The sequence below is a fragment of the Sphingomonas sp. BK036 genome, assembly GCF_004216825.1.
Taxonomy (GTDB): Bacteria; Pseudomonadota; Alphaproteobacteria; order Sphingomonadales; family Sphingomonadaceae; genus Sphingomonas.
In genome coordinates this window covers 738795-763721 of record NZ_SGXR01000003.1, presented here as the reverse complement: position 1 = coordinate 763721, position 24927 = coordinate 738795, and the positions used below count along the sequence as shown (strand labels likewise).

The following is a 24927-nucleotide window of genomic DNA, read 5'->3' as shown; positions in this document are numbered from 1 at the left end:
TGGGGAATTTTCGATGTCTGACGAACGGCAACACGGCATGGGCGGCGGCGCGGTCGCAGCGGACGAACTGCGCCTGCTGATCGAGCGCGCCGAGCGCCTCGAAGAAGAGAAAAAGGGTATCTCGGACGACATCAAGGACGTGATGGCCGAAGCCAAGGGCCGCGGCTACGACCCCAAGGCGATCCGCAAGATCCTGTCGATCCGCAAGAAGAAGAAGGAAGAGTATCAGGAGGAAGAGGCGATCCTCGAGGTGTACCTCCAGGCGTTGGGGATGATCTGACGATCGAACCCTGCGCGGTGTCTTCCTCGCGATGCGTCATCGACGCCGAGGGGGACGCCGCGTCAACGCCGACGCGGTACCGGTAAGACATGCTCGTCCCGATCGCTGCGGCGTTCCTGCTGTTTCTGCTGATCAACGCGGTCACCGTCGCCGCGTTTGCGCTCGACAAGCGCCGATCGCATGCCGGCGCATGGCGCATCCCCGAAGCCCGCCTGCTGTGGTTCGCAGCGCTCGGCGGTAGCCCCGGCGCCTTCTGGGCACGCCGCCGTTTTCGCCACAAGACCCGCAAGCAGCCGTTCGTCGGCCGCCTCCAGATGATTGCGATGGTGCAGGTCGGCGTCGTCGCCGGACTGGTCTTTGCGTTCGCCTTCTAGCTACGCCGCCTCCGCCGGCAGCGTCGTCCAGCCGAGCCCGGGGATCGTGATCGAGCGCTTGCCGGCCAGATCCGTGCGGCAGACGATCAACTCGCGGCTTTCGATATAGCCGATCAGGCGCTTCACGCGGCCGATCGAACTCGTGCCGTACGTCGCCGCGATCCGTGCGTCCGACGGGCAGGGTTCGCCCTCCCGCGCCGCGCGGGCGACCAGCAGGAACGCGCCGAGCATGTCGTCCGGCAGTCCGCTCGCCACGTCGAGCGCGGCCGTCCACGCCTCGTCGGTCATGTCGAAGATCCCCGCACGCGCGCAACTCAAGCGGCGGACGAAGCCCGGCAGGTCGAGCGGCGGTTTCGCCAGGCCGCCCATCCGGCAGCGCACCTGGAAATCCTGGAACAGCACCGACGGTGGCCGCAGCGTTGATTCGGGATCCTCGACTATCGCCCGGAAGACGTCGGCATAGACCGCCTCGACCTCGTCGTCGGTCTTCTCGGGCGGCGGCGGCGCGGCGGTGCGCGGCTCGGGCGGGCGGGCGATGCCGTCGAGCAGCTCCTCCGCCGGCACGCGACGCGGGCGCGAATCGAACAACAGGCCCAGCTCGGGCGCGTCGACGACCGGTTCGGACAAGAGGTCCTGCAAGTCCATCGGCGCGGCACTGGGGAGGGGGGTGAGCTTGGGACTGCCGCTGCGCGCGGAGGTCGCGACGTCGCCGATCTTCACCGTGATCGGACGGCGCGACACCGCCGGCCCGAGCGCCATGAAGGTGCCGCGCTGGAGATCGCGAATCGCTTCGGCCTGGCGGCGCTCCATGCCGAGCAGATCGGCGGCGCGCGCCATGTCGATGTCGAGGAAGGTGCGACCCATCAGGAAGTTCGACGCTTCCGCCGCGACGTTCTTGGCGAGCTTCGCCAATCGCTGAGTCGCGATCACGCCGGCAAGGCCGCGTTTGCGCCCGCGGCACATCAGATTGGTCATCGCCGCGAGCGAGGCACGGCGGACCTCTTCCGACACTTCGCCGCCGGTGACGGGCGCGAACATCTGCGCCTCGTCGACCACCACCAGCACCGGATACCAATGCTCGCGCGGAGCATCGAACAGCGCGGAGAGGAACGACGCGGCGCAGCGCATCTGCCCCTCGACCTCGAGCCCCTCGAGGCTGAGCACCGCGGACGTCCGGTGTTCGCGCAACCGCGTGGCGATCCGCGCGATCTCGCGTTCGCTATAGTCGCCCGCCTCGATCACGACATGGCCGTGCGGACCCGCCAGCGTCACGAAATCGCCCTCGGGATCGATCACGATCTGCTGGACATGCCCCGCCGATCGCTCGAGCAGCCGGCGCAGCAGATGCGATTTTCCCGATCCCGAATTGCCCTGCACCAACAGGCGCGTGGCGAGTAGTTCCTCCAGGTCGACGCCGACGGCCGTACCATTGCCGTCGGTGCCCATATTCACGCTAACCGTCATGCCGCGCGTTTGGCAGGTGCGGGCGCTTGGGGGCAAGGAGTCTTTCGCGGGTCTCGTCGCAAGTGCGGTTTTGCGCGCTGGCTTGGACGACGATCCGGGGTACGCCTCGGCATGGCCACATCCTCTCCGCTCGACGATCTCTCGCAACGCCTGCTCGGCAAGCCCCCCGGCGAGCTCGACGACGCGCAACGCCGCGTGCTCGCGGGGATCGAGGCGGGGACGACGGTCAGCCGCGATGCCGCGAACCTCGCCGACGAACGCGCCACGGTCGGCGAACGGCTGTCGGACCGCGTGGCCGCGGTCGGCGGGTCGTGGGGGTTCATCATCGCGTTCACCGTGGTGCTCGTCGGCTGGATGATCCTCAATTCGGACATCCTCACGCAGTTCGGGCGGGCGTTCGATCCCTATCCCTACATCTTCCTCAACCTGCTGCTGTCGACGGTCGCGGCGATCCAGGCGCCGATCATCATGATGAGCCAGAACCGGCAATCGGCGAAGGACCGTCTCGCCGCCAGCCTCGACTATGAGACCAACCTGCGCGCCGAGCTCGACATCCTGCGCGTGCACCACAAGATCGATCACCTCGTTCTCGCGCGGCTCGACGCGATCGAAGCGAAAATCGACGGTCTGGCGAAAAGCGCCTCCGGAGCCTAAGAGCGGGGCATCAAATCATAGAGGCACAGATGGCAGGCCATTCCAAATATAAGAATATCATGCATCGCAAGGGTGCGCAGGACAAGAAGCGCTCGTCGGCGTTCAGCAAGCTCAGCCGCGAAATCACCGTCGCGGCCAAGATGGGCCTGCCCGACGTCGACATGAATCCGCGCCTGCGCGCGGCGGTCAACGCGGCCAAGGCGGCGTCGCTGCCCAAGGAGAACATCCAGCGCTCGATCGACAAGGCGAGCCGCGGCGATGCCGAGAATTACGAAGAGATCCGCTATGAGGGTTTCGGTCCCGGCGGCGTGTCGCTGATCATCGAGGCGCTGACCGACAACCGCAACCGCACCGCGACCAACGTGCGCGTCGCGGTCGGCAAGAACGGCGGCAACCTGGGCGCGGGCGGTTCGGTCAGCCATGCGTTCGACCGGGTCGGCCTGATCTCGTATCCGGCGAGCGCGGGCGATGCCGACGCGGTGTTCGAAGCCGCGCTCGAAGCCGGCGCCGAGGACGTGTCGTCGAGCGAGGACGGGCATGAGGTCTGGACCGCGCAGGGCGACCTGCACGAAGTCGCCAAGGCGCTCGAGGCGAAGCTCGGCGAAGCCGAAGGCGCCAAGCTCGCCTGGCGCCCGCAGACGATGGTCGCGGTCGACGCCGACGATGCCGCCACGCTGTTCAAGCTGATCGACGCGCTCGACGACGACGACGACGTACAGACCGTGTGGGGCAATTACGAGATCTCGGACGAGATCATGGAGACCCTGGGTTGAGATGAAGACGGTTGGTTCGCGCGGAGACGCGGAGACGCGGAGAGTGGCGCTTCGGGCAGTCGTTCTCCGCGCCAGCGGCCCTCCATTTGTCGGCCAGCCCGATGGAGCGGAAGTCCCGCTGACGCGCGGCGATAGCCAGGAGCGCACCACCTCCGCGTCTCCGCGCCTCCGCGCGAACCAACCTTTCTTCTTCCCATGATCATCCTCGGACTGGACCCAGGCCTGGGCACCACAGGCTGGGGCGTCATTCGCGCCGACGGCAACCGGCTGAGCCATATTGCCAACGGCCAGATCAAGACCGACCCGTCGATGGCGCTCCCGCGCCGCCTCACCGCGCTGTACAATGCGCTGATCGATGTCATCCGCACCGAACGCCCCGACGGCGCCGCGGTCGAGGAGGTGCTCGGCAACACCAACGCGCAATCGACGCTCAAGCTCGGCCAGGCACGCGGCGTCGTGCTGCTCGCCGCGGCGGGTGCTGGGCTGCATATCGGCGAATACCACCCCTCGACCGTGAAGAAGGGCGTCGTCGGCACCGGCGGCGCGGACAAGAAGCAGATCCAGGCGATGATGGCGGTCCTGCTGCCCGGCGCGAAACTCGCCGGCCCCGACGCCGCCGACGCGCTGGCGGTGGCGATCACCCACGCACACCACGTCGCGAGCGCGGCTGCGATGGCGCGACGAACGGGCGTTGGCGCCTGAGAGCAGGCCGACGGGGCGGTCCCGATCAGCAACGCAGTCCGGCAAGCGATGTGCCCGACACTATCCGTTGTAAGTAATACCCAATTACATCATGCGCTGTTTCGACTTTTAGCGTCTTGCTCCGTCAGCATAGTCATGACCAAGTGGCGGAAAGCTGATGGAGCGTGCGCGGCGTCTTGTTCGCAACGCTTCGGCCGCTACGGCGAGTGATGCCAATTGCGAAAGAGCGCCGCTCTCTATGACACATCATCTTTTGCAGCCTCGATATTCTCGGATTTTGATCCGACAGCGTCCGCGCGGCGAAGCCTATGGCGGTCCCGTCGGGACTGGTTCGGTATATGCGGCGCGACGGCATCCGGCGGCGCAGGGACCCTCAAGGCCATTCCGAGCCCGCAGGGGGGCACGGTTCAAAGTCTCGCGCCACGTGCGCGAAATCGGCATCCCCGTGCGCCGTACCGGGAAGGGTTTTCAGCCGCGCCATGAACGGGGCGACGATGGCGGGAACTGCGGCCGGATGACGACCGCCACGGACGCTCTGCACAATGCGGCGGCGGGCAATCCCGCACGCGCGTCCTCTGCGACAGCCTAGCATGGCGGTCTCGAAGCCCCGCCGCCGTGTCGCGATCCTGCCCAACCTGTCGATCCGACAGCTCGGCGACGCGGGCCGTGTCCCGACCGCGGATGCGGCGACGCTGACCGAGGCGCTTGGCGGCAATGCGGGCAATGTCGCCTATGTCGACGGGTTGGTCGCGTCGCTCGCCGACTCGCATATGATCACCTGGAGCACGCCGCCCGAGATCGTCCGCGCGACCGCCGACATCATCGTGGTCGCCTGCGCGAACCAGCTTGGCGATCATGTCGATCTGGCAGGATGGGCGGCGCGGCTCGCGGCGTTCGGATTGCCCGTGCTGCTGGTCGGTCTGGGCGCGCAGGCCCCCGGGCTCGGTGCGAGTCTCGATCTGAAGCCCGGCACTCGCGCCGCGCTCGACGTCGTCGCCGCGGCAGCGGGCGCGGCGCCCGCGATGCTCGTGCGCGGCGCCTATACCGCGGAGATCCTCGCGCGGAACGGCTATGCCTCGACCATCATCGGCTGTCCGTCGCTGTTCCTGTCGCCGACCCGCGACCTTGGCGCGCGGATCGCGGCGCGAGTCGCGGCCGGGCTCGGACCGCGACCCGCGATCGCGGCCGGCCACCAGCATCATGCCGACATGGCACCGGAGCATCGCCTGATCGCCGCAGCGGAGCGCGATGACGGATGCTATGTCGTCCAGCATCCGGCAACGATGATTGCGCTCGCCCGATCGGACCCCGCGGATATGCAAAGCGCGGAGTTCGCGATGCTGGCGCAGCGGTTGCTGCCGGGTCTCACCCCCGCGCAGGTCGTGGCGTGGGGCCGGCGCAGGGCCTTCGTCTTTACCGACAGCCAGAACTGGATGAGCTTCCTGCGCCGCTACGACTATGCGATCGGGCCGCGATTCCACGGCGTGGCGCTTGCCATCCAGGCCGAGCGACCGGGCGTCGTCCTCCATGTCGACAGCCGAACGCGCGAAATGGCGGAGACGATGGCGATCCCGACGCAGCCGTTCGACGACGCGCCGCTATCGGATCTGCGCGATGTCGTCGCAAACGCTTGGACGCCCGGGACCGGCGCGGCATTCGACACCCGCCGCGAAACGCTTGCCCGGGTCTTTCGCACGGCGCTCGAGGCACACGACATCACCGTCAGCGCGCGGCTGGCGGCGTTGAGCAGATGACGTCGTGCTCGCCAGCCGGACCGGGGCGGCGGGTGACATCCGTCTTGCGCGGATGACAGGACCGCGAGGCGGCCGCCGCGGTCCTGTCCTATAGGCCGCGGCGCCACTACGGAGATCGCCGAATGCGAGAAGTAGGCGGAACACACCCTGCTCACCGATCGCGGCAATGATCGTGCTGCGCAGGTTTGCTCGGATAGGTTTTACACTTTTATCGCCCGAAAACTAAAATCCGGAAAATACGACGATCTCGGTTCTCGACCTGAGATGGTGACTTGTATGCGCCGTCAAAACGACGCCGTCCTTGTTTTTCCTATTGTTCATTTCCGAGTAGAAATCCGAGAAAACCTTTGCCGAATTGACCTGATCGGTCACGCGCGTGGCGTTCCCAAAAAGCGTCCTGCTCCATTTATCTGGATCGGTCGTTGCCCATGATGGGACCCCGCCACGGGCCAATTGTCGACTCGAATATTGAAAATCGTTGCGGTGCGCCTGTCGGTCGCGAGACGCTTTCACATCAACATATTTCAAATGCGCCAAAGCGATTTTGGAAGTGAACTCATAAGGTTCGGATAGGTGATGCTGGCCAGAGCCAAACACGGCACTGTTCGAGCGCCAAATCGCCGGCTTGCTATAGGCGGAATGAAATCTGACGAAGCGACGTTGCTGCAGCAATGGGCGACTAAAGTCGAAGTCTTCTTCCAGGTCGGCATTGTGTATGAACTCTACGCCGGTAGGGGCGACAAATGTAGCGGTTTCACCGTCCAGCAGATCGGCCAGCGGAGTGGCGGCGGTCGACGGCATGGGTATCAAAATCTCGTCGACATCGCTCGTAATCACGGTTTCGTATCCGCACAGCGCGACGCCGGCCAGCGACGACAAAATTGCCGACTTCGTCTGATCATCAAACGGAAAACCCGGCATGGCGATCACGCTGACCCGACCGGATAACCCGAGCCGTGCTATCGTCTCGACGACGGGGACCTTGGAGCCGTGATCGACAATCATAAGACCGCATCCGGGGAGTTCACGGATGTAGTGGTTGGCCCATTGTTCGATAAACAACTCTTCGTCTTTGACCATCGTTATGCAGCAAAACCGCTGTACCGGCTGGCGCTCTGGCCATGAAATTTTCATAGTCGCTCCCTGGACCGGGGGCTGCCCCGCGTCTATATTTGATAAGATAGGCGTTGACCGATTTTCTATCGAGGGGGTGGCATCCTCGATGCGCTCTTCGGGTCTTTTCGAAAGGCGCCGGGCCTCAACACGATCCAAAAGGGTTTGTACACGTACCCTATGATTACGACGAAACTCTCGGATCAGAGAGTGGACTACCGGATCCGAGCGGTTTCGACATGCATCGATCAATCGTGTTAGCTTGCTTGTACCGGCAAAAACGGGCGTAACGTTATGGCCCACCATGGGAACATTAAAGATCCGCGCGTGCGGCGTAACAGCAGCAATCTGCCGGACATGAAATGCGTCACGGGCATTCCTGTGATCGGCAAAGACAAATGCATCTCCGCTTGAATCTTCCGGTCTGACGCCCATTCCTGCCATCGCGGTAGAAAAATGTCTTCCCCAACCGGGATCGATCCCGCCGCATTCGTCTGGGTCAATGGACCATTGCGGGCAAAGCGCTATGCCAGTCGTTATTCCAAGCAGCCTAGAATACTTTAGTACAGCATATCCTCCCATGGACCCCCCGTAGGCCACACGCTCAGTGTATGGCATATGACCGAGGATCGTTTCGGCAATGCTTACCATGCTTGCTTTTGGATACCAATTAGGACGCTTGGCCATGATACCTAGGCATGTGGTATCCGACTTTTCTACTGGCTTGTCGCCGAAGAACGACACGCCATTTGCTAAGTTTATCATGTCGCCGAATGTTATAAGGGCGAATGAGGACGCACCCGACGCCCAGACTACCCGAAGGTGATCATCGTCGAACACAATTTCTGGATTAAAGCTCAAAATGCGATGCCGTGAAGATGCTGGTGATCGGGACTAATCGTTGGTTCGCTATTGATTGATTGATATGATATGCGACTAACCGGGGTCTGTAGCGGCGCAGTAACATGATCGAGTGCCCTGTCGGCCGATCGCCCTCTGCAATCCTCTGATTATCGTAAAGCCAGAGCATGATGACCTAGTCCCTGTCTAGCTATTGAACGCTATCACCCTAGGAATAATCGACAATGTTCCATACTTGCAATGACTTGCAGGTGTATGCCAGGGGAAATTATACCTGGCTCAAACACTATAATGAAAACTAGATCAACAACATGCATGCAATGGTAAGAAAATAACTATGCAATAAGCGTTCGGCGGGTATCGGGCATTTGCCATGCAATTGACAGGGCGCTACTGACCCCATGCCAAATGGGGCTGGGGAGCAGAATGTCGGCAGAATCGAAATCTGAAATGTCTGCCGGCAATGAACCGACTAGAGTGTTTGCGATCGGCAGTTGTCGCGTGCACACGCCGCTCAAGCGTGCGCTGGCCGCTGTCCCGGATATGTCTTATATCGGCGACCCGGTATTCGGGTTCGTGCACAGTACTGCCGACATTCACCAGATGCTCGATGTCAACGACGGTATCATGCGCCCGCCGAAGGAGCTGTATTCCCTCCTGTCGATCAGGAATGAGAAATTCCAACCGGATGACGAAAGCAGGAAAAGACGCGTCATCAAGCATGACGTCGTCGTTATTGAAATATCGTCCATCCGTATCTTGAAATATGGATCCTACAGTCTTCAGATCAATCGGCTGAAAGAGATCGTCAAGGAACGGGCGGGCGTTAGGAATGAAGCCGTGGTGACGACGTCGCCGCGCTTTGCCGCCGTTCTGGCTTTGGCCCGATCGGTTTCGGAGGGCAGTGATCCGGTATCGGTGGCGCTCAGGGAGTTTAACGACTTTGAGCAGTCCCCCGACGATTTCTACGCAGCAGCGCGATCGATCTTGGACCGGTTGCCCATGCCTGTACTCCTAGTTCCCCATGTGAACCTGACTTCCGCCGGGAATCCAATTCCGCAGCGGCAGATCATCAGGGATGCGCTGGAGCGTATCGCAGGCGAATCGGAGAATATCCGCTTCTACGATCCCACGGCATTGGTTCGCGATGTCGGTTATGGCGCGGCGATGGCGGACTCGGCCCATTATCAAGAGGGCTTTGAGTTGGCGATGGGCGAGCAACTGGCTGCCGAGATACGCAGCCTTCTCAATACACAGGACATGCGCTAATGAACGATACAGCAATCATATTCGTTATGAACTGGAAGTATATCAGGCCTTTAAAAGTACTGTTGTACTCGCTCTACAAGCAAAACTCGCTTCAGAATATCCCGATCATCATGGTAACGGACGACAAGAGGGTTCTGCACGACCCCTTCGTTCGCGCGGTGTGCCATTCGATAGAATTCATGGGGGAGGAAGAGCTCGCGCCGTTTTCTTCGATCCGCGGCGAGAAAATCGCCGAAAAGTCGAAGGTCGCCTTTGCTCCGAAGTACACGTTTCTCAAATTCTCGATCTTCAAGGAGCGGGGATTCAAGAGGCATATCTTCATCGATGCGGACATGCTGTGCCTGAATCCTCTCGATGAGGAGCTTCTTGCGGCGGATTATCACGTCAAGGCCATGAAGGAGGTGGCGTCCTCTCACTTCCCGATCAGGGCGGAGGATCGGAGCAAGTTCAACGAGGCCAAGTCCCTCGCGTCGGTGACCAGGGCATTCGAGCCTCAGGAGAATGCGCCGGGGACGGGGATAAACTCAGGCTTCGTCGTCCTTGAAGATGGCGCGATTTCCGATGACGTCTTCGATCTGGCGATCTCGGTCGCGTCGAGCGAGGCGTTTGGCGCCGAACAGCCGGCAACAAGCGAAGTGATCCGGCGGATCCCGGACTGCAAATTCCTCGAGCTTCCAATATGGTATAACGCGAGGCGGCGAGTCTTTGAAAGTCTCGGAGAGGCGTTCTTCGACCAACATGCCGATCGTATCAAGCTCCTGCACTATACTCCGGGAAAGCCTTGGGTTCTTGGAGACAGAACGCCGGACTATCTCGATAAGCTATGGCTTAAGTGGGAGCAGGACTCGCTTGAATGGGTCGACGAAGTTACGATCAGGGGGTCCCTTCCCGATTAAGTGCTATACGAGCCCGAATTGGCGATTGTAAGAAACTAGAATGGACCAGAATGTTGCTTCGGATAACCACGTCGAGGTGGCGAGATATCTCGCTTTTCTTTTTCTTATAAAAATTAGGGTCTAGCGATGCAACACACATCGGTGGTGGAGGCCGTCTACTTGATGCGAGTTCTGCTCGCCCGTCGCCCGTCTCAAGCGACCATCGAGCAGTTTGCATCGCGAGATTCCGCCCAGAACGCGGCAGTCATACTGACATCGATCGAGTTCAGCAGATGCGTGTTGGAGCCTATGCGGGATGGCCTCCCGCTTGGCCATGAAGCGCGCGGGATCGGGTTCGATCGGCCTGCTGCGATATGGTTCGCGAGCGCGTTTTCGTTTTCCGAGCAGACGAAGAAGGGGATCGATGCCGCGAGGGACTGGCGGGGATTGTTCTCCGTCGTCCTTGCCGATCTCGCGCTCATCTCGATCGTTCGTCAGGAATATGGCGCGAGTTCACGCGCCGACGCGTTCTTCAAGGCAATCGAAACATTGTCGGCGAACGCCGTCGCGGCCGATCCCCCCGCGGCGGTCGACGCCGCGCCCGTGGCGGAAAAGGGCGCCACGACCAAGCCTGCCGCCATTCCGACGGCCTCTATCGTGCCGGCAGCGGTGGTGGAAGCGCGGCCCGCTACTGCCAGCGCGGATCCGGCCAAGGATGAGCCGGAGAATACCAGCTGGCTCATCAATGGTCGTCTGACCTCCTGGACCGGATCGTTCACGAAGCGGATCGAGAAAGGCCGCTCGCCGATAACGAACGGCTGGGCAGCGCTGGTGAAGCCGGCAGGATCGGCCGCGATCATATCGCTGACGAGCATCGTCACGCGAGACCCCGGCAAGGGCGAGCTGGGCGACCTGCGCTATGCCATCTCCTGCGCGACGACGGACCTTCCGAGATTCGTGCGCATCGAGGCGGAGATCGATCCAGGTCGTATCAAGCCACTGGACGCGTGCCTTCAATTCTACGCCCGCGGCGATTCAAAGACGGTAGGGACCTATCTGAAGGTCAATCGCATCTTCGTTCTGGCGCGCGTCGAGAACCAGGGAAAGACCGAGGATGTCGATTTCGGCGAGATAGCCAAGAACGTCCATGTCGACGCGGTCGGGCGCAATTACAAATTCGATCTACGCCCCAAGGTGCTCGATGCGATGAACGCGGGGACCGTCAAGCATATCTGCGTCGTCTTCGAGATTGCGGCACAGGAGTTCGACTTCAGCCTTTCGGATGTCTTTCTGGGGTCGAACCCCGATCGGCTGCTCACGGAGCCGAGCCGGAACGGTGCGTTCGAAGACCCGAATATCGAAGCACAGACGTCGCTGCTGAAGGGGCTGGGGGACTGGCAGAAGCTGGGGCCGCCCGCGCCACGACCGCATTCCGGCGCGCAGGGGAGGAAATGGCAATGGATCGATCGTGTCGGATCGGTCGATATCGTCGTGCCGGTCTACAACGCGATCGAAGAGGTCGAGAACTGCATCCAGTCCATAGTCCGCGCGACACACGTTCCCTATACCTTGACCCTGGTAAATGATGGCTCGAGCCGCGAAACATCGCGGCGTCTCGATAATATCGCCAGCAAGCATCCCTGGATCAGGGTCATCGATAACGGCAGCAACATCGGCTATACCCGTGCCGCCAATGTCGGTCTGGCTGCTTCCACCGCGGAGTATATCGTCCTCCTGAACAGCGACACGATCGTCGGGCAGGATTGGCTTTCCGAAATGCTGTCGTGCATCGTCAATCACCCGAAGGCCGCTGGCGTCGGGGCACTATCGAACGCGGCGTCTTGGCAGTCGGTGCCTTCGCTGAACGATGCAAAGGGAAAGTGGCGCGTCAATGCCTTGCCTGCCGGATGGACGGTCGATGATTATGCAAGGCTGGTCAGCGACCTGAGCAACAGAGCCTATCCCGCCGTACCGCTGTTGAACGGTTTCTGTACGCTATTCCGGCGTTCCGCATTGGTGGCCGTCGGGTTTCTCGACGAGGAAGGATTCCCGGTCGGCTATGGCGAGGAAAACGACCTGTGTGTGCGCCTCACCAAGGCGGGCTACGATCTGCATGTCTGCGACAGTGCGTATGTCTATCATGTGAAATCGGCCAGTTTTGGCAGTGCGAAGCGCGCCGAGCTCGTCAGGGCCGGTACGGCGAAATGTGCCGAGAAGCACCCCGAAGTGGACTGGAAAAGCCTGCAGCGGGTGCTTGGCGAAAGCATTCCCCTCATAAAATTGAGAGCCGCCTTGTCCGAGCATATCAGCAAGCGGGGGTCGTGACCGTGTTCCCAAAAATCCTCTTCGTCCTTCCGAGCAAGGGCGGCGGCGGTGGGCCGAACAGCGTCTTTCAGGAAGCGTGCGGGCTTCACGACCTCGGCTGCTCGGTATCAATCGCCATCAACGGGAAAAACGTCGACCTGTTTCGCCAAAACTATCCGGAAGCCGAGCGCTATCCGCGGCTGACCATCGTCGGTTACGCGGATCGGATCGGCCTGGCCGAGATAGCGTCGGGGTATGACGTGATCTGCGCTACGACCAACGACTCGGTCTATGATGCCAAGGGCGTCAAGGACGTTCTCGGTGACTCGATCAAATACGCCTATTATGTTCAGGACTATGAGCCCCTGTTCTACGCCTATGGCTCGGAACAATGGAAACGATGCTTCGACTCGTACGAATTGATCCCCGGCTGCCAGATGTTCGCGAAGACGGACTGGATATGCCAGGCCGTCTATGAAAATCATGGCATCCGACCGGCGCGCGTCCAGGCGAGCATCGATCATGACGTGTATAACTACAAGCATGAGGACCAGGCTTTAAAGCCGACGCTGGCGGCCATGGTTCGACCCCAGACGCCGCGACGTGCGGCCCAGCGGACCATTCGGGTCCTGCAGGAATTATCGGCTATATTCTCGACCCAGATCGATGGATATATATTCGGCGCGACCGATGAGATGCTTGCCAAGGCAGGACTGGCCGCTCCAGCCTCCTTCACCAATCTGGGCCTGCTGAAGAGAAGCGGTGTTGCGGACGTGCTTCGCAAATCGACGCTCTTCCTCGATCTCTCGGATTATCAGGCGTTCGGACGTACGGCGCTCGAGGCGATGGCGAGCGGGTGCGTCCCGATCGTACCCAAGCTTGGTGGTACGGACGAATTCGCCATCCACGGCAAAAACGCGTTCGTCGTGGATACGCGCGACGAGACGGACATACTGGACGCCGCACGGACGTTTTTGGAGATGAGCGACGCTGATCGGACGACGATGAAAATGGAGGCGTTGTCGACGGCGCAGCGCTATTCCGTGCTGGGGGCAGCCATCAGCGAGCTTCAGCTGTTTCGGAGCCTTGCGCAACGATAGGGTCGCGCGGTCATCGATCGATCGGGACCAGGGCCAAATTGTCCCCTTGAGCGACAAATGGAAACCCTTGAGAGAGGGCGGCGCGCAACCTGAATCCGGCCCATCGACGACCGCCGACATAGATCGTCCGAGAGGCAGGGCGGGGCGCAAGGCTGGGGCGGCGATCGCACTCACGTCCGACCCCATTCGGGCGTTCGCCGGGACCCGGTCGGGTAACGTTGCTCGGCCGGTCACGCGGTTCCGTTTGATCGGCTCGGCATCGCGTGAGCCCTGCGGCGCGCCTTGCGAAAGGCGCTTTGATAGGATGACGCGGCGCGTCCTATGTTCTACCGATCGCGGCAATGATCGTGCATCTCAAAGGACGGCTGGACTCGACCGGCATCGACCATGCCGTGATCGACGTCGGCGGCGTCGGGTATCTTGTTGGCGCGTCGGCGCGCACATTGTCGGCGCTCGGGCCGATCGGCGAGGCATGTACGGTGTTCACCGAACTGCTCGTCGGCGAGGATTTCCAGCGCCTGGTGGGCTTTTCGAGCGCGGACGAGCGCGACTGGTTCCGGTTGCTGACCGCCGTCCAGGGGGTGGGCGCGCGCGTTGCGCTGGCGATCCTGTCCGCGCTCGAGCCCGTCGACCTGAGCCGTGCGATCGCGAGCGGCGACAAGGCGATGGTCGCGCGCGCGAACGGCGTCGGGCCCAAGCTTGCCCAGCGCATCGTCATGGAGCTGAAGGACAAGGTCGGCGGCATCGCGCTGGGCCTGGGGCCGGCGGTGGTCGCCGCGGCGCCCGGCGCGTCTGCGGATGCGGTGTCGGCGCTGCTCAACCTCGGGTTCCGACCGAACGAGGCGAGCGTGGCGGTGGCGGCTGCGGACGAGGAACTGGGACCGGCCGCCTCGCTCGATTCGCTTGTTCGGCTGGCGCTGCGGAAAGCGTCGAAATCATAACGCCGTTCTCCTGCGTCCGCAGGAGAACTAGAGCGGGGTGAGCGGGGGCGATCCGGCGAAATGCGCGTCGAGATTGGCGACGACCAGCGCGGCCATGTCGGCGCGGGCGACGATCGTGCCGCTGCCTTGGTGCGGCGACAGCACGACCTGCTCCATCGCTTTCAGCGCATCGGGTACGACCGGTTCGTCGGCGAACACATCAAGCCCTGCACCCGCGATCGCCCCCGTTTGCAGCGCCGCGACCAGCGCGGGTTCGTCGACCAGGCTGCCGCGCGCGATGTTCACCAGGATTCCGTCGGGCCCGAGCGCGGCGAGAACGCCCGCATCGACGATATGCCGCGTCGCCGCGCCGCCGGGGGCGGCAAGGATCAGCACGTCGCACGCGGCGGCGAGCGATGCGATGTCGGCATGGAACACGCCCTCGACATCGGTCTTCGCGGCGCGCGCGGTGTAATGGAGCTCGCGCGCGAACGGCCGGGCGCGGGTCGCGATCGCCTTGCCGATCTGGCCGAGTCCATAGATGCCGATCCGTCGACCGCTCGCGCGCCGGGCAAGCGGCACCTGCCAGCCGCCTTCGCGCACCGCCCGGTCGTTCGCGACGATCCGCCGCTGCACCGCCAGCATCAGCCCGATCGCGAGGTCCGCGACGTCGTCGGTCAGCACGTCGGGCGTGGTCGTCACCACGACGCCGCGCGCGCGGGTTGCGGCAAGGTCGATCCCGTCATGGCCGACGCCGTGGATCGCGACCATCTCCAACGCGGGCAGGCGATCGAGCAGCGGCGCATCCACCACGCTCGTCCCGCCGCCGACGATCGCCCGCGTCGTTACGGGCGGATCCGCCCGGTGCAGCGTGAAGCGCGCGGCCAGCGCCGCCTCCAGCGCGGACGAGGCTCCCGACAGCAGATACAAATCGGGGCGTGTGCGATTGTCGGTCATCGTACCGCCATAGCCGCCTTGCCCCCTTCACCGCGAGCGCGCTATCGCGAGCAAGTGACCGATACAGACCGCATCCTTAACGCCGAAAAGCGTCCCGAAGACGTCGACGCGGCGCTGCGCCCGAAGAACCTTGATGAATTCGTCGGGCAGAAGGCGGCGCGGGAAAATCTGCGCATCTTCATCCAGGCGGCCAAATCGCGCGGCGATGCGCTGGATCACGTGCTGTTCTTCGGGCCGCCGGGGCTCGGCAAGACGACGCTCGCGCAGATCGTCGCGCGCGAGATGGGGGTGGGGTTCCGCGCCACCTCGGGGCCGGTGATCGCCAAGTCGGGCGATCTCGCCGCGCTGCTGACCAATCTCGAGGATGGCGACGTGCTGTTCATCGACGAGATCCACCGGTTGCAGCCCGCGGTCGAGGAAGTGCTCTACCCGGCGATGGAGGATCGCGCGCTCGACCTGATGATCGGCGAGGGGCCCAGCGCGCGCTCGGTACGGATCGATCTGCCGCGGTTCACGCTGATCGGTGCGACGACGCGGCAGGGGCTGCTGACGACGCCACTGCGCGATCGCTTCGGTATCCCGGTGCGGTTGCAATTCTACACCGTCGAGGAGCTGGAGCGGGTCGTCTCGCGCGCCGCCGGGCTGTTGGGGCTCGGCATCGCCAAGGACGGTGCGATGGAGGTCGCGCGCCGCTCGCGCGGGACGCCGCGGATCGCCGGGCGGTTGCTGCGGCGGGTGCGCGATTTCGCCAATGTCGCGGGGCACGAGACGGTCGATGCGCGCGCGGCCGACGCGGCGCTCAACCGGCTCGAGGTCGATTCGCTCGGGCTCGATGCGATGGATCGGCGCTATCTGATGATGATCGCGGACATTTACCGCGGCGGGCCGGTCGGCGTCGAGACGCTGGCGGCGGGCCTGAGCGAACCGCGCGACACGATCGAGGAGGTGATCGAGCCCTATCTGATCCAGCTCGGCCTGATCGCGCGCACCGCGCGCGGCCGGTTCCTGAATGCGGGCGGGTGGAAGCATCTCGGCCTGAACCCGCCGGCCGGCAGCCAGGACGGGTTGTTCGACGCGTAACGAAGTCTCCGTCATCCCAGCTTTCGCTGGGATGACGGATAAGATTGCTCCAACTTCGCCCCGGCATCGCTTTTGTTGCGTGGCACCCAAGCCGTTCATCTGGTAGCCAACGCGAATGCCCCTTTCGGCCGCCGCCTCCGCCCGCGAAATCCTCACCAGCCTTCACGACGTGATGGCCGCGCGCACGTCTGCGCAGGCCAAGCTCAATTCGGTCGTCGGCATCATCGCCACCGCGATCCACAGCGAAGTCTGTTCGATCTACCTGTTGCGCGAAGGCGTGCTCGAACTGTTCGCCACCCGCGGCCTCGATCAGGCGGCGGTCCATGTCACCAAGCTCGCGCTTGGCGAGGGGCTCGTCGGCACGATCGCCGAGGATGTCGAGGTGCTCAATCTCGACGAAGCCGCGAGTCATCCCGACTTCGCCTACAAGCCCGAAACCGGCGAGGACCGCTTCCACAGCTTTGCCGGCGTGCCGATCATCCGTCGCGAGCGGTCGGTCGGCGTGCTCGCCGTCCAGCACACCGATCGCCGCAAATATGCCGATGTCGAGATCGAGGCGTTGCAGACGGTCGCGATGGTGCTTTCCGAACTGATCGCCAATGCCGGGCTCATCGACACCACCGGCGGCGGCGCGGATCGGCCGCAGTCGACCGCGGCGATGCGAATCCCCGGCCAGAAGCTGGTCGACGGGATGGGCGCGGGGTTCGCGGTGTATCACCAGCCACGCATCCATATCGAGCACACCGTCGCCGAGGATACCGATGCCGAGCGGCACCGAGTCTATGCGGCGTTCGACAAGATGCGCGAAGGCATCGACCGGATGACTCGCGAGGCCGAATTCGGCGTCGGCGGCGAGCATGTCGAGGTGCTCCAGACCTACAAGATGTTCGCATATGACGAGGGCTGGGCGCGGCGGATCAACGAGGCGATCGATTCGGGCCTGACCGCGGAGGCGGCGATCGAGCGTGTCCAGCAGCGCACCCGCCAGCGCATGCGCCAGATCGACGATCCGTTGCTCGCCGACCGGATGCACGATCTGGAGGATCTGTCGAACCGGTTGCTCCGCATCGTCTCGGGCCAGATGGGGACCGCGGCACAGATGGGGCTGCGCCAGGACACGATCCTGATCGCGCGCAACCTCGGCCCCGCCGAGCTGCTCGAATATGACAAGAGGCGGCTGAAGGGCGTGATCCTCGAAGAGGGATCGCTGACCGCGCATGTCACGATCGTCGCGCGCGCGATGGGCGTGCCGGTACTCGGCCGCGTCCGCGACATTCGCCGGCTGGTGGCGGAGGGCGACATGCTGCTGCTCGACAGCGCCGAGAGCAACGTGTTCGCACGGCCCTCGGCGGCGATGGAGGAGGCGTTCGATACGCGGCTGGCGATGCGACAGAAGCGCAAGGCGGCGTTCGCTGCGCTGCGCGACGTGCCGCCGGTCACCAAGGACGGCCACCGCCTGACCGTGATGGTCAATGCCGGGCTGCGCGACGACGTCGCTGCACTCGACGTGACCGGCGCGGACGGGATCGGCCTGTTCCGCACCGAATTCCAGTTTCTCGTCTCGTCGACGCTGCCGCAGCGCGAACGCCAGCACCGGCTGTACCGCGAAGTGCTCGATGCGGCGGGCGACCGCCCGGTGATCTTCCGCACCGTCGATATCGGCGGCGACAAGGCGCTGCCCTATCTCAACAAGGAAGACGTCGACGAGGAGAACCCGGCGATGGGCTGGCGCGCGCTGCGCCTCGGCCTCGAACGCGACGGGTTGATGAAGGTGCAGGCACGCGCGCTGCTGGAGGCTGCCGCCGGCCGGACGCTCAACGTGATGTTCCCGATGGTCAGCGAGCCGTGGGAGTTCGACGAGGCGCGCGCGCTGTTCGAGGCGCAGCGTCACTGGCTCGAGGGGCGCGGGCGCAAGCTGCCGCTCGCGATCCGCTATGGCGCGATGCTCGAGGTGCCCGCGCTCGCCGAGATGCTCGACGTGCTGCTGCCGCGGATCGAGTTCCTGTCGATCGGCACCAACGACCTGACGCAGTTCCTGTTCGCCGCCGATCGCGCTAATCCCAAGCTCGCCGAGCGCTACGACTGGCTCAGCCCGTCGATCCTGCGCTTCATCGCGCGGCTGGTGCCGCCGACACGCGCGGCGGGGGTCGATCTGGCGGTGTGCGGCGAGATGGGCGGGCGACCGCTCGAGGCGATGGCGTTGATCGGTCTGGGGATCGAGCGGCTGTCGATCACCCCCGCCGCGGTCGGTCCGATCAAGGCAATGACGCGTTCGCTCGATCGCGGCGCGCTCACTGCGTACATGACAGCGCTGCTGGCGGATCCGCCGCGCGACATGCGCGGTGCTTTGACCGCCTGGGCGACCGAAAACGGCGTTGAAATCGTCTGAGCGCCCGAAAGCGGGGGTTCTGTGCCGCGTTCGCGTTGACACGGCTTGGGCCCTCTGAAAGACGGGGGCATAACAAGCAGCCCGGCTTCGGAGACAAGAATGGACGAGGTCGATACCGGCCAGAACGCTGCGCCCGCTGTACCAGAGCGTGCTGGCGACATTCTTCGGAACAGCCGCGAATCGCAGGGGTTGAGCGTCGCGGATATCGCCGCGCGGACTCGCGTGCCGCTACGGCATCTCGAGGCGATCGAGGCGTCGGACTATAGCGCATTGCCGTCGTCCACCTATGCGGTCGGCTTCACGCGTGCCTATGCCCGCGCGGTCGGTGTCGATGAGGTCCGGATCGCGCAGATGGTCCGCGACGACGTCGCCAAGCTCGGCCGCCGCACGCCCGAATATGAACCCTATGAGATGACCGACCCGTCGCGCGTACCCTCGCGCGGGGTGGCGATCGTCGCCTTGGGCCTCGCGATCGCGGTGCTGGTACTGGTCGGCCTGTGGTACGGCACCGACATGTTCCGCGGATCGACCACGTCGTCGACCGCGGCGCCCGTCGCCGAGACCGCGCCGAACCCCGCCGCGCAGACCGCGCAACCCGTCCCCGCGCCGGCGACCCCGGCGAACGGGCAGGTCACGCTGACCGCCTCGGACGAGGTGTGGATGCGCGTGTACGATGCCGACAACAAAACGCTGTATCTCGGCACGATGAAGCCGGGCGACAAGTTCGACGTGCCCAAGGATGCGAAGGATCCGATGATCAACATCGGTCGCGCGGACAAGCTGGCGGTGACGCTCAACGGTGCGGCCGCACCCGCGCTCGGCACCGGCGAGCGTGCGATCAAGGACGTCCGCGTCGGTGCGCCGGCGATCGCCGCGCGGATCGCGGGCACGCCCGAGCCGCAGGCGGCACCGGCGGCTGCGACCACCGCGTCCGCCACGCCCGAGCGGTCACGCTCCAGCCGTTCGCGGCCGCAGCGCCGCCCGCTGACCGAGACGCAGCGCGCCAATCTGGATGCGGCCGCCACACCCCCGCCTGCCGCTACGGCAACGCCCGATCAGTAAGTCCGATCAGTAAGTCTGGGTCGGGGATGGACACGGGCCATCCCCGGGGTCTTAAGGCTGGCGACAGGATGGGTAGTGCAGCTATACCCGGACGATTAACCAATCCACCGGGGGGTGTGGCCCATGCGTAAGTCAATTCTGGTCGGCGTCTGCCTCGCGGCGCTCGCACCCTCTGCGATCTCCACGGGGGCGCAGGCGCAAAATGTCGAGGGCCGCGTCGGCAAGCTCGAGAGCGAAATGCGCGCGGTCCAGCGGAAAGTCTTTCCGGGCGGCGCGGGGCAGATGCTCCAGCCCGAAGTCCGCGCGCCGCAGAGCGAGCAGGGGCCGGGGCCTGGCTCGCCCGCGACGAGTGCGCTGGCCGATGTGAACCAGCGAGTCACCTCGCTCGAGCAGCAGATGACCTCGCTCACCGAGCAGATCGAGCAGAACCAGAACCGCACGCGCCAGTTGCAGGATGCTTTCGACAATTATCGCCGATCGAACGATGCGCGCGTGAAGATGCTCGAGGCGGGCCCCGCACCGGTCGCGGCAGGCGGCCCGGTCGAGTCCGACGACACGTCGAGCGGCCCCTCGCGCCCGTCGACGCGTCCCGAGGTCGCGGCCAAGCCCGGCGCCGCACCCGCCCCGACCAAGGTCTCGGTCGAAAAGCCCTCGACCGGCGATCCGGCTGAGGACGAGTATATGTATGGCTACCGGCTATGGGCGGCCAAGCAATACCCGCAGGCGGAGGCGCAGCTGAAGAAGGTCGTCGCCGAATATCCCAAGAGTAAGCGCGCGAGCTATGCGCAGAACCTGCTGGGTCGCGCCTATCTGGACGAGGGCAAGCCGAGCCTGGCGTCGATGGCGTTCTACGACAATTACAAGAAGATGCCCGATGGCGAGCGCGCGCCCGACAGCCTGTTGTACCTGGGGCAGGCGCTGACCAAGCTCAACAAGCCCGCAGATGCCTGCAAGGTGTATGACGAGCTGAACGACGTCTATGGTGCGAAGATGGCGGCGGCGATGAAGGGGCAGGTTGCCGCCGGACGCGCCGCGGCGAAGTGCAAGTAAGCCAGCGCCCGATGGTCATGCGTGATTCCCTGTTCGTGACGTCGGGTCGCGCACCAGCACCACCCCGGCGGAGGCCGGGGCCCAATTGGGAAAGCCGGCATCACGGCGTGCTGCGCTCAGTCATCACCGTTCCCCAATTGGGCCCCGGCCTGCGCCGGGGGGGTAAATTCTCCCCGAACAGGGCGGTCTCGGCATGACCGAGGAAGGACGCCGTTTCGCCGCCGACTATGCGCGGCTGGCAGGCGATATCGTCAACCCGCTGCTCGCCGTATCCGGCGGTCCGGACAGCATGGCGATGCTCACGCTCGCGCACGAGGCGCTTGCCCCCGGTTTCACGGTCGCCAGCATCGACCACCGCCTGCGCCCCGAAGCGGTCGAGGAATCGGCGATGGTCGCCGCGCATTGTGCCACGCTCGGCATCGCGCATGCGACTCTCGCGCCGAGCGAGCCGATCACCGGCGCCAGCATCCAGGCGCAGGCGCGGACCACGCGTTATGCGCTCCTCACCGATCACGCACGCGCGATCGGGGCAGGGGGGCTCGTCACCGGCCATCACGCCGACGATCAGGCCGAGACCTTCCTGATGCGCGCCGCGCGCGGGTCTGGGCTCGCGGGGCTGGCGGGCGTCCGCGCGCGCACCGAAGTTCACGGCATCACGGTCATCCGCCCGCTGCTCGACTGGCGCCGCGCCGAACTCCGCGCGATCGTCCGCCGCGGCGAGGTGCCGTTCTTCGACGACCCCTCGAACCATGACGATCGCCACGATCGCACGCGGTTCCGCCGGTTGCTCGGCGACAACGAGTGGCTCGGTACCCCCAACCTCGCGCGCGCCGCGGCGGCGCTGGCCGAGACCGATACCGACGTCCGCGCGATGGTCGACTGGATCTGGGCCGACCGCGCCAAGGTCGGCGGCGGCGAGGTCAAGCTCGCGGTCGACAAGCTGCCGCGCGAGATCCTGCGCCGTCTCGCGCGCCGGGCGATCGGCGCGGTGCGCGCCGAAGCGGGCATCGCCACGCCCGAATGGACCGAAGCCGCCAATATCGAAAAGCTGCTCGACTCGCTGATGGCAGGCAAGCGGACCACGCAGGCTGGGATCATCGCGAGCGTGCGCGGCAATGTCTGGCGGTTCCGCGAGGCGCCGCCGCGGCGGGCGGCCGACTGAACCCATATAGCGGTTCGTTCACACTGATCACCACAAGTCGCGTCTTGTTCCATTGCCATTAACCTGCGCGCGCTTATCTTGTGCGCTGAAAGGTATCGTGCACCCATGAGCGACAACGACAACCGCGGTCAGAAGCCACAGGGCCCCGGAAACGGCGGCCCCGAAAATGGCGGCGGCAATCCTTGGATGAAGAGCCTGTTGATCTGGGTCGGCATCCTGCTCGCGCTGGCACTGTTCGTGACCATGTTCGACGGCCGCACGGCGGCGTCGGGTGGCAACACGATCGCCTATTCGGCGTTTCTCGACAAGGTCGACGAGGGCACCGTCAAGGACGTCAACATCTCGCGCGACATCATCTCGGGCACGCTGTCGAGCGGCGAGAAGTTCAAATCCTATCCGATTCAGGATTCGACGCTCGTGCCCAAGCTGCGCGAGAAGGGCGTCGCGATCAGCGCGAAGCCCGAAGAGGGCCCGTCGATGCTGGCGCTGCTTCTCTATCAGTCGCTGCCGTTCCTGCTGTTCCTCGGCATCGCGTTCTTCGTGCTGAAGCAGATGCAGAAGAATTCGGGCTCGGGCGCGATGGGCTTCGGCAAGAGCCGCGCGAAGATGCTCACGCAGAAGGAAGGCAAGGTCACCTTTGCCGACGTCGCGGGCATCGACGAAGCGCGTGAAGAGCTCGAGGAGATCGTCGAGTTCCTGAAGGACCCGACCAAGTTCGCCCGCCTCGGCGGCAAGATCCCCAAGGGCGCGTTGCTGGTCGGTTCGCCCGGTACCGGCAAGACGCTGCTCGCCCGCGCGATCGCAGGCGAGGCGGGCGTGCCGTTCTTCACCATCTCGGGTTCGGACTTTGTCGAGATGTTCGTCGGCGTCGGCGCGAGCCGCGTCCGCGACATGTTCGAGCAGGCCAAGAAATCCGCGCCGTGCATCGTCTTCATCGACGAAATCGATGCGGTCGGCCGCCATCGTGGCGCAGGCCTCGGCAACGGCAATGACGAGCGCGAGCAGACGCTGAACCAGCTGCTGGTCGAGATGGACGGCTTCGAGGCGAACGAAGGCATCATCATCATCGCCGCGACCAATCGTCCCGACGTGCTTGATCCCGCGTTGCTGCGTCCGGGCCGCTTCGATCGGCAGGTGGTCGTACCGCGGCCGGATATCGAGGGCCGAATCAAGATTCTCGAAGTGCACATGAAGAAGGTGCCGCTTGCACCCGACGTCGATGCGCGCGTCATCGCACGTGGTACGCCAGGCTTTTCGGGTGCCGATCTCGCCAACCTCGTCAACGAGGCGGCGCTGCACGCGGCGCGCAAGGGCAAGCGTCTGGTGGCGATGGCCGAGTTCGAGGAGGCCAAGGACAAGGTCATGATGGGCGCCGAGCGTCGCTCCATGGTCATGACCGACGACGAGAAGCGGATGACCGCGTATCACGAGGCCGGCCATGCCGTCGTCGCGATGCACGAGGCCGCGTCGGATCCGATCCACAAGGCGACGATCATCCCGCGCGGTCGTGCGCTGGGCATGGTCATGCGTCTGCCCGAGCGGGACAGCTACAGCTATCACCGCGACAAGATGTACGCGAACCTCGCGGTGTCGATGGGTGGTCGTGTCGCCGAGGAAGTGATCTTCGGGTACGACAAGGTCTCGTCGGGTGCGAGCGGAGACATCCAGTACGCCACGGGTCTGGCACGCGACATGGTCACGCGCTGGGGCATGTCGGACAAGGTCGGCCCGCTCGAATATGGCGAGCCGGAGGGCGAATCGTTCCTCGGCTACTCGTCGAGCCGTCCGTCGCGCATGTCGAACCAGACCGCGCAGCTGATCGACGACGAGATCAAGCGGATCGTCGAAGGCGGTCTCGACCGCGCCAAGCAGGTGCTGAGCGATCATGTCGACCAGCTCCACACGGTGGCGGGCGCGCTGCTCGAATTCGAGACGCTGACCGGTGACGAGATCAAGAAGCTGATCGCCGGCGAGGATCTCGACCGTCCGGATCCGGGTGCGAAGGCATCGAACGTCCCGCGTGCGGGCACGTCGATCCCGAAGACTCGGCGCCCGAACGGTCCGTTCGGAACGCCGACTCCGCTGGGGGCCTGATCCGGTTCACGGATTAGTCAGCTAAACTGCTCCATGGGCGGTCTTTTCTCGGAAAGGCCGCCCATGTCGTATTCGCATTCGAAGGCTGTAGTCGCTGCACTGCTGATCGCCGGCGTCGCGTTGCCCGCGCATGCGGCGATGACCGTCGGTACCTTCCTGTCGCGCGCCAACGCACTGCGTGAGCAGGGGCCGATGGCGTTCATGTCGCCCGAGCTTCCAGCGCTGAAGGCGGAGGCGAAGGCCGCGACCAACCAGCTAAAGGCCGAACGCGCCGCGCGCGCCGCGGCGGGTAAGCCGCCGATCGCCTGCGTGCCGGACGGCGAGTCGGTCGGCATCATGGACATGCTCGACGGCCTGAACGACCTCCCCGCCAGCTATCAGAAGCGTCCGCTGAAGGACGGCTATGCGCGCGTTCTGGCGAACCTCTACCCGTGCGGGCGTGGGTAATCCGCGCCCGGCTTTGATCTGCCGCCTTCTAAACAGTCATCGAGCCTAGACCGTCCCGGCGCCGGACTTTCATCGGTTCCCAACGGTCACCGGATCCCAACGGTCACCGGATCCCGACCGTCACGGATCCCCGACCGTCGCGGCTTCCGATCGTCACCGTCCTCGATCGTCATCTACCGCCGTTCGTCACTGGCTCTGTTCGTTACCGATCTTCGTCCGTCCCCGGCCCCCATAGGTAGCCGC

21 protein-coding genes are annotated in these 24927 nt (G+C 64.3%); 18 read left to right on the top strand and 3 right to left on the bottom strand.

The window, feature by feature from the left end; genetic code table 11:
* The first annotated feature begins 37 nt into the window (after nt 1-37).
* The gene (locus EV283_RS03655) at nt 38-280 is read left to right on the top strand and encodes a DUF2312 domain-containing protein (protein WP_197942503.1); all 243 of its coding nucleotides are present in this window, start codon (nt 38-40) and stop codon (nt 278-280) included.
* An 89-nt stretch (nt 281-369) separates the two neighbouring features.
* Nucleotides 370-654 carry a DUF1294 domain-containing protein gene (locus EV283_RS03650; RefSeq protein WP_130322727.1) on the top strand — a complete coding sequence of 95 codons (285 nt, stop codon included), beginning with the start codon at nt 370-372 and terminating at the stop codon, nt 652-654.
* Here the strand turns inward: EV283_RS03650 and EV283_RS03645 are convergent, their stop codons facing one another.
* Nucleotides 655-2118: an ATP-binding protein gene (locus tag EV283_RS03645; protein ID WP_107956797.1), complete on the bottom strand. Its 1464-nt coding sequence runs from the start codon at nt 2116-2118 to the stop codon at nt 655-657.
* Between the two features lie 111 nt (nt 2119-2229).
* Here EV283_RS03645 and EV283_RS03640 point away from each other — a divergent pair, with 111 nt between their 5' ends.
* The 4 genes from EV283_RS03640 to EV283_RS03625 all read left to right on the top strand — a co-directional run bounded on the left by EV283_RS03640 (nt 2230) and on the right by EV283_RS03625 (nt 6001).
* On the top strand, nt 2230-2772 hold the full coding sequence (locus tag EV283_RS03640) for a DUF1003 domain-containing protein (protein ID WP_130322725.1): 543 nt from the start codon (nt 2230-2232) through the stop codon (nt 2770-2772).
* Nucleotides 2773-2801: 29 nt separating this feature from the next.
* On the top strand, nt 2802-3545 hold the full coding sequence (locus EV283_RS03635) for a YebC/PmpR family DNA-binding transcriptional regulator (RefSeq protein WP_056411839.1): 744 nt from the start codon (nt 2802-2804) through the stop codon (nt 3543-3545).
* 195 nt (nt 3546-3740) lie between these two features.
* The gene (gene ruvC / locus EV283_RS03630) at nt 3741-4247 is read left to right on the top strand and encodes a crossover junction endodeoxyribonuclease RuvC (protein ID WP_056411838.1); all 507 of its coding nucleotides are present in this window, start codon (nt 3741-3743) and stop codon (nt 4245-4247) included.
* Nucleotides 4248-4837: 590 nt separating this feature from the next.
* Nucleotides 4838-6001, top strand: coding sequence for a polysaccharide pyruvyl transferase family protein (locus tag EV283_RS03625; RefSeq protein WP_165391685.1), 1164 nt, complete (start codon nt 4838-4840; stop codon nt 5999-6001).
* A gap of 222 nt (nt 6002-6223) precedes the next feature.
* Here the strand turns inward: EV283_RS03625 and EV283_RS03620 are convergent, their stop codons facing one another.
* On the bottom strand, nt 6224-7879 hold the full coding sequence (locus EV283_RS03620) for a hypothetical protein (protein WP_130322721.1): 1656 nt from the start codon (nt 7877-7879) through the stop codon (nt 6224-6226).
* 522 nt (nt 7880-8401) lie between these two features.
* On the opposite strand from EV283_RS03620, the gene EV283_RS03615 reads away from it, so the two are divergent.
* From EV283_RS03615 to ruvA, 5 genes are all read left to right on the top strand, one after another.
* Nucleotides 8402-9244: a hypothetical protein gene (locus EV283_RS03615; RefSeq protein ID WP_130322719.1), complete on the top strand. Its 843-nt coding sequence runs from the start codon at nt 8402-8404 to the stop codon at nt 9242-9244.
* The gene (locus EV283_RS03610; RefSeq protein ID WP_130322717.1) at nt 9244-10140 is read left to right on the top strand and encodes a glycosyltransferase; all 897 of its coding nucleotides are present in this window, start codon (nt 9244-9246) and stop codon (nt 10138-10140) included. The genes EV283_RS03615 and EV283_RS03610 overlap by 1 nt, the downstream gene beginning before the upstream one ends.
* A 126-nt stretch (nt 10141-10266) precedes the next feature.
* Complete coding sequence (locus EV283_RS03605) at nt 10267-12444, top strand: glycosyltransferase family 2 protein (protein WP_130322715.1); 2178 nt, start codon at nt 10267-10269, stop codon at nt 12442-12444.
* On the top strand, nt 12441-13523 hold the full coding sequence (locus tag EV283_RS03600) for a glycosyltransferase (RefSeq protein WP_165391683.1): 1083 nt from the start codon (nt 12441-12443) through the stop codon (nt 13521-13523). The genes EV283_RS03605 and EV283_RS03600 overlap by 4 nt, the downstream gene beginning before the upstream one ends.
* A gap of 341 nt (nt 13524-13864) precedes the next feature.
* Nucleotides 13865-14464 (top strand): Holliday junction branch migration protein RuvA, encoded by a 600-nt coding sequence (ruvA, locus tag EV283_RS03595; RefSeq protein WP_130322711.1) that lies wholly within the window; start codon nt 13865-13867, stop codon nt 14462-14464.
* A gap of 27 nt (nt 14465-14491) precedes the next feature.
* Here ruvA and EV283_RS03590 read toward each other — a convergent pair whose 3' ends face one another.
* Nucleotides 14492-15400: a 2-hydroxyacid dehydrogenase gene (locus EV283_RS03590; protein WP_130322709.1), complete on the bottom strand. Its 909-nt coding sequence runs from the start codon at nt 15398-15400 to the stop codon at nt 14492-14494.
* A gap of 54 nt (nt 15401-15454) precedes the next feature.
* On the opposite strand from EV283_RS03590, the gene ruvB reads away from it, so the two are divergent.
* The 7 genes from ruvB (at nt 15455) to EV283_RS03555 (ending at nt 24684) form a co-directional block, all read left to right on the top strand.
* On the top strand, nt 15455-16480 hold the full coding sequence (gene ruvB, locus EV283_RS03585; protein WP_056411819.1) for a Holliday junction branch migration DNA helicase RuvB: 1026 nt from the start codon (nt 15455-15457) through the stop codon (nt 16478-16480).
* Nucleotides 16481-16595: 115 nt separating this feature from the next.
* Nucleotides 16596-18869, top strand: a complete 2274-nt coding sequence (ptsP, locus tag EV283_RS03580) for a phosphoenolpyruvate--protein phosphotransferase (RefSeq protein WP_130322707.1) — start codon at nt 16596-16598, stop codon at nt 18867-18869.
* A gap of 99 nt (nt 18870-18968) precedes the next feature.
* Complete coding sequence (locus EV283_RS03575; protein WP_130322705.1) at nt 18969-19931, top strand: helix-turn-helix domain-containing protein; 963 nt, start codon at nt 18969-18971, stop codon at nt 19929-19931.
* Nucleotides 19932-20054: 123 nt separating this feature from the next.
* Nucleotides 20055-20981, top strand: a complete 927-nt coding sequence (locus tag EV283_RS03570) for a tetratricopeptide repeat protein (protein ID WP_130322703.1) — start codon at nt 20055-20057, stop codon at nt 20979-20981.
* A gap of 193 nt (nt 20982-21174) precedes the next feature.
* Entirely contained in the window at nt 21175-22143 is a 969-nt protein-coding gene (gene tilS / locus EV283_RS03565; RefSeq protein WP_130322701.1) for a tRNA lysidine(34) synthetase TilS, read from the top strand.
* Between the two features lie 105 nt (nt 22144-22248).
* On the top strand, nt 22249-24237 hold the full coding sequence (gene ftsH / locus EV283_RS03560; protein WP_130322699.1) for an ATP-dependent zinc metalloprotease FtsH: 1989 nt from the start codon (nt 22249-22251) through the stop codon (nt 24235-24237).
* A gap of 63 nt (nt 24238-24300) precedes the next feature.
* Nucleotides 24301-24684: a hypothetical protein gene (locus EV283_RS03555; RefSeq protein ID WP_242615765.1), complete on the top strand. Its 384-nt coding sequence runs from the start codon at nt 24301-24303 to the stop codon at nt 24682-24684.
* The last annotated feature ends 243 nt before the right edge of the window (nt 24685-24927 follow it).

What these genes read in the sequence shown, in the direction of transcription:
- EV283_RS03655 (WP_197942503.1), top strand. Translation starts at nt 38, where the DNA reads ATGGGCGGCGGCGCGGTCGCAGCGGACGAACTGCGCCTGCTGATCGAG.
- EV283_RS03650 (WP_130322727.1), top strand. Translation starts at nt 370, where the DNA reads ATGCTCGTCCCGATCGCTGCGGCGTTCCTGCTGTTTCTGCTGATCAAC.
- EV283_RS03645 (WP_107956797.1), bottom strand. Translation starts at nt 2,118, where the DNA reads ATGACGGTTAGCGTGAATATGGGCACCGACGGCAATGGTACGGCCGTC.
- EV283_RS03640 (WP_130322725.1), top strand. Translation starts at nt 2,230, where the DNA reads ATGGCCACATCCTCTCCGCTCGACGATCTCTCGCAACGCCTGCTCGGC.
- EV283_RS03635 (WP_056411839.1), top strand. Translation starts at nt 2,802, where the DNA reads ATGGCAGGCCATTCCAAATATAAGAATATCATGCATCGCAAGGGTGCG.
- ruvC (WP_056411838.1), top strand. Translation starts at nt 3,741, where the DNA reads ATGATCATCCTCGGACTGGACCCAGGCCTGGGCACCACAGGCTGGGGC.
- EV283_RS03625 (WP_165391685.1), top strand. Translation starts at nt 4,838, where the DNA reads ATGGCGGTCTCGAAGCCCCGCCGCCGTGTCGCGATCCTGCCCAACCTG.
- EV283_RS03620 (WP_130322721.1), bottom strand. Translation starts at nt 7,879, where the DNA reads ATGATAAACTTAGCAAATGGCGTGTCGTTCTTCGGCGACAAGCCAGTA.
- EV283_RS03615 (WP_130322719.1), top strand. Translation starts at nt 8,402, where the DNA reads ATGTCGGCAGAATCGAAATCTGAAATGTCTGCCGGCAATGAACCGACT.
- EV283_RS03610 (WP_130322717.1), top strand. Translation starts at nt 9,244, where the DNA reads ATGAACGATACAGCAATCATATTCGTTATGAACTGGAAGTATATCAGG.
- EV283_RS03605 (WP_130322715.1), top strand. Translation starts at nt 10,267, where the DNA reads ATGCAACACACATCGGTGGTGGAGGCCGTCTACTTGATGCGAGTTCTG.
- ruvA (WP_130322711.1), top strand. Translation starts at nt 13,865, where the DNA reads ATGATCGTGCATCTCAAAGGACGGCTGGACTCGACCGGCATCGACCAT.
- EV283_RS03590 (WP_130322709.1), bottom strand. Translation starts at nt 15,400, where the DNA reads ATGACCGACAATCGCACACGCCCCGATTTGTATCTGCTGTCGGGAGCC.
- ptsP (WP_130322707.1), top strand. Translation starts at nt 16,596, where the DNA reads ATGCCCCTTTCGGCCGCCGCCTCCGCCCGCGAAATCCTCACCAGCCTT.
- EV283_RS03575 (WP_130322705.1), top strand. Translation starts at nt 18,969, where the DNA reads ATGGACGAGGTCGATACCGGCCAGAACGCTGCGCCCGCTGTACCAGAG.
- EV283_RS03570 (WP_130322703.1), top strand. Translation starts at nt 20,055, where the DNA reads ATGCGTAAGTCAATTCTGGTCGGCGTCTGCCTCGCGGCGCTCGCACCC.
- tilS (WP_130322701.1), top strand. Translation starts at nt 21,175, where the DNA reads ATGACCGAGGAAGGACGCCGTTTCGCCGCCGACTATGCGCGGCTGGCA.
- ftsH (WP_130322699.1), top strand. Translation starts at nt 22,249, where the DNA reads ATGAGCGACAACGACAACCGCGGTCAGAAGCCACAGGGCCCCGGAAAC.
- EV283_RS03555 (WP_242615765.1), top strand. Translation starts at nt 24,301, where the DNA reads ATGTCGTATTCGCATTCGAAGGCTGTAGTCGCTGCACTGCTGATCGCC.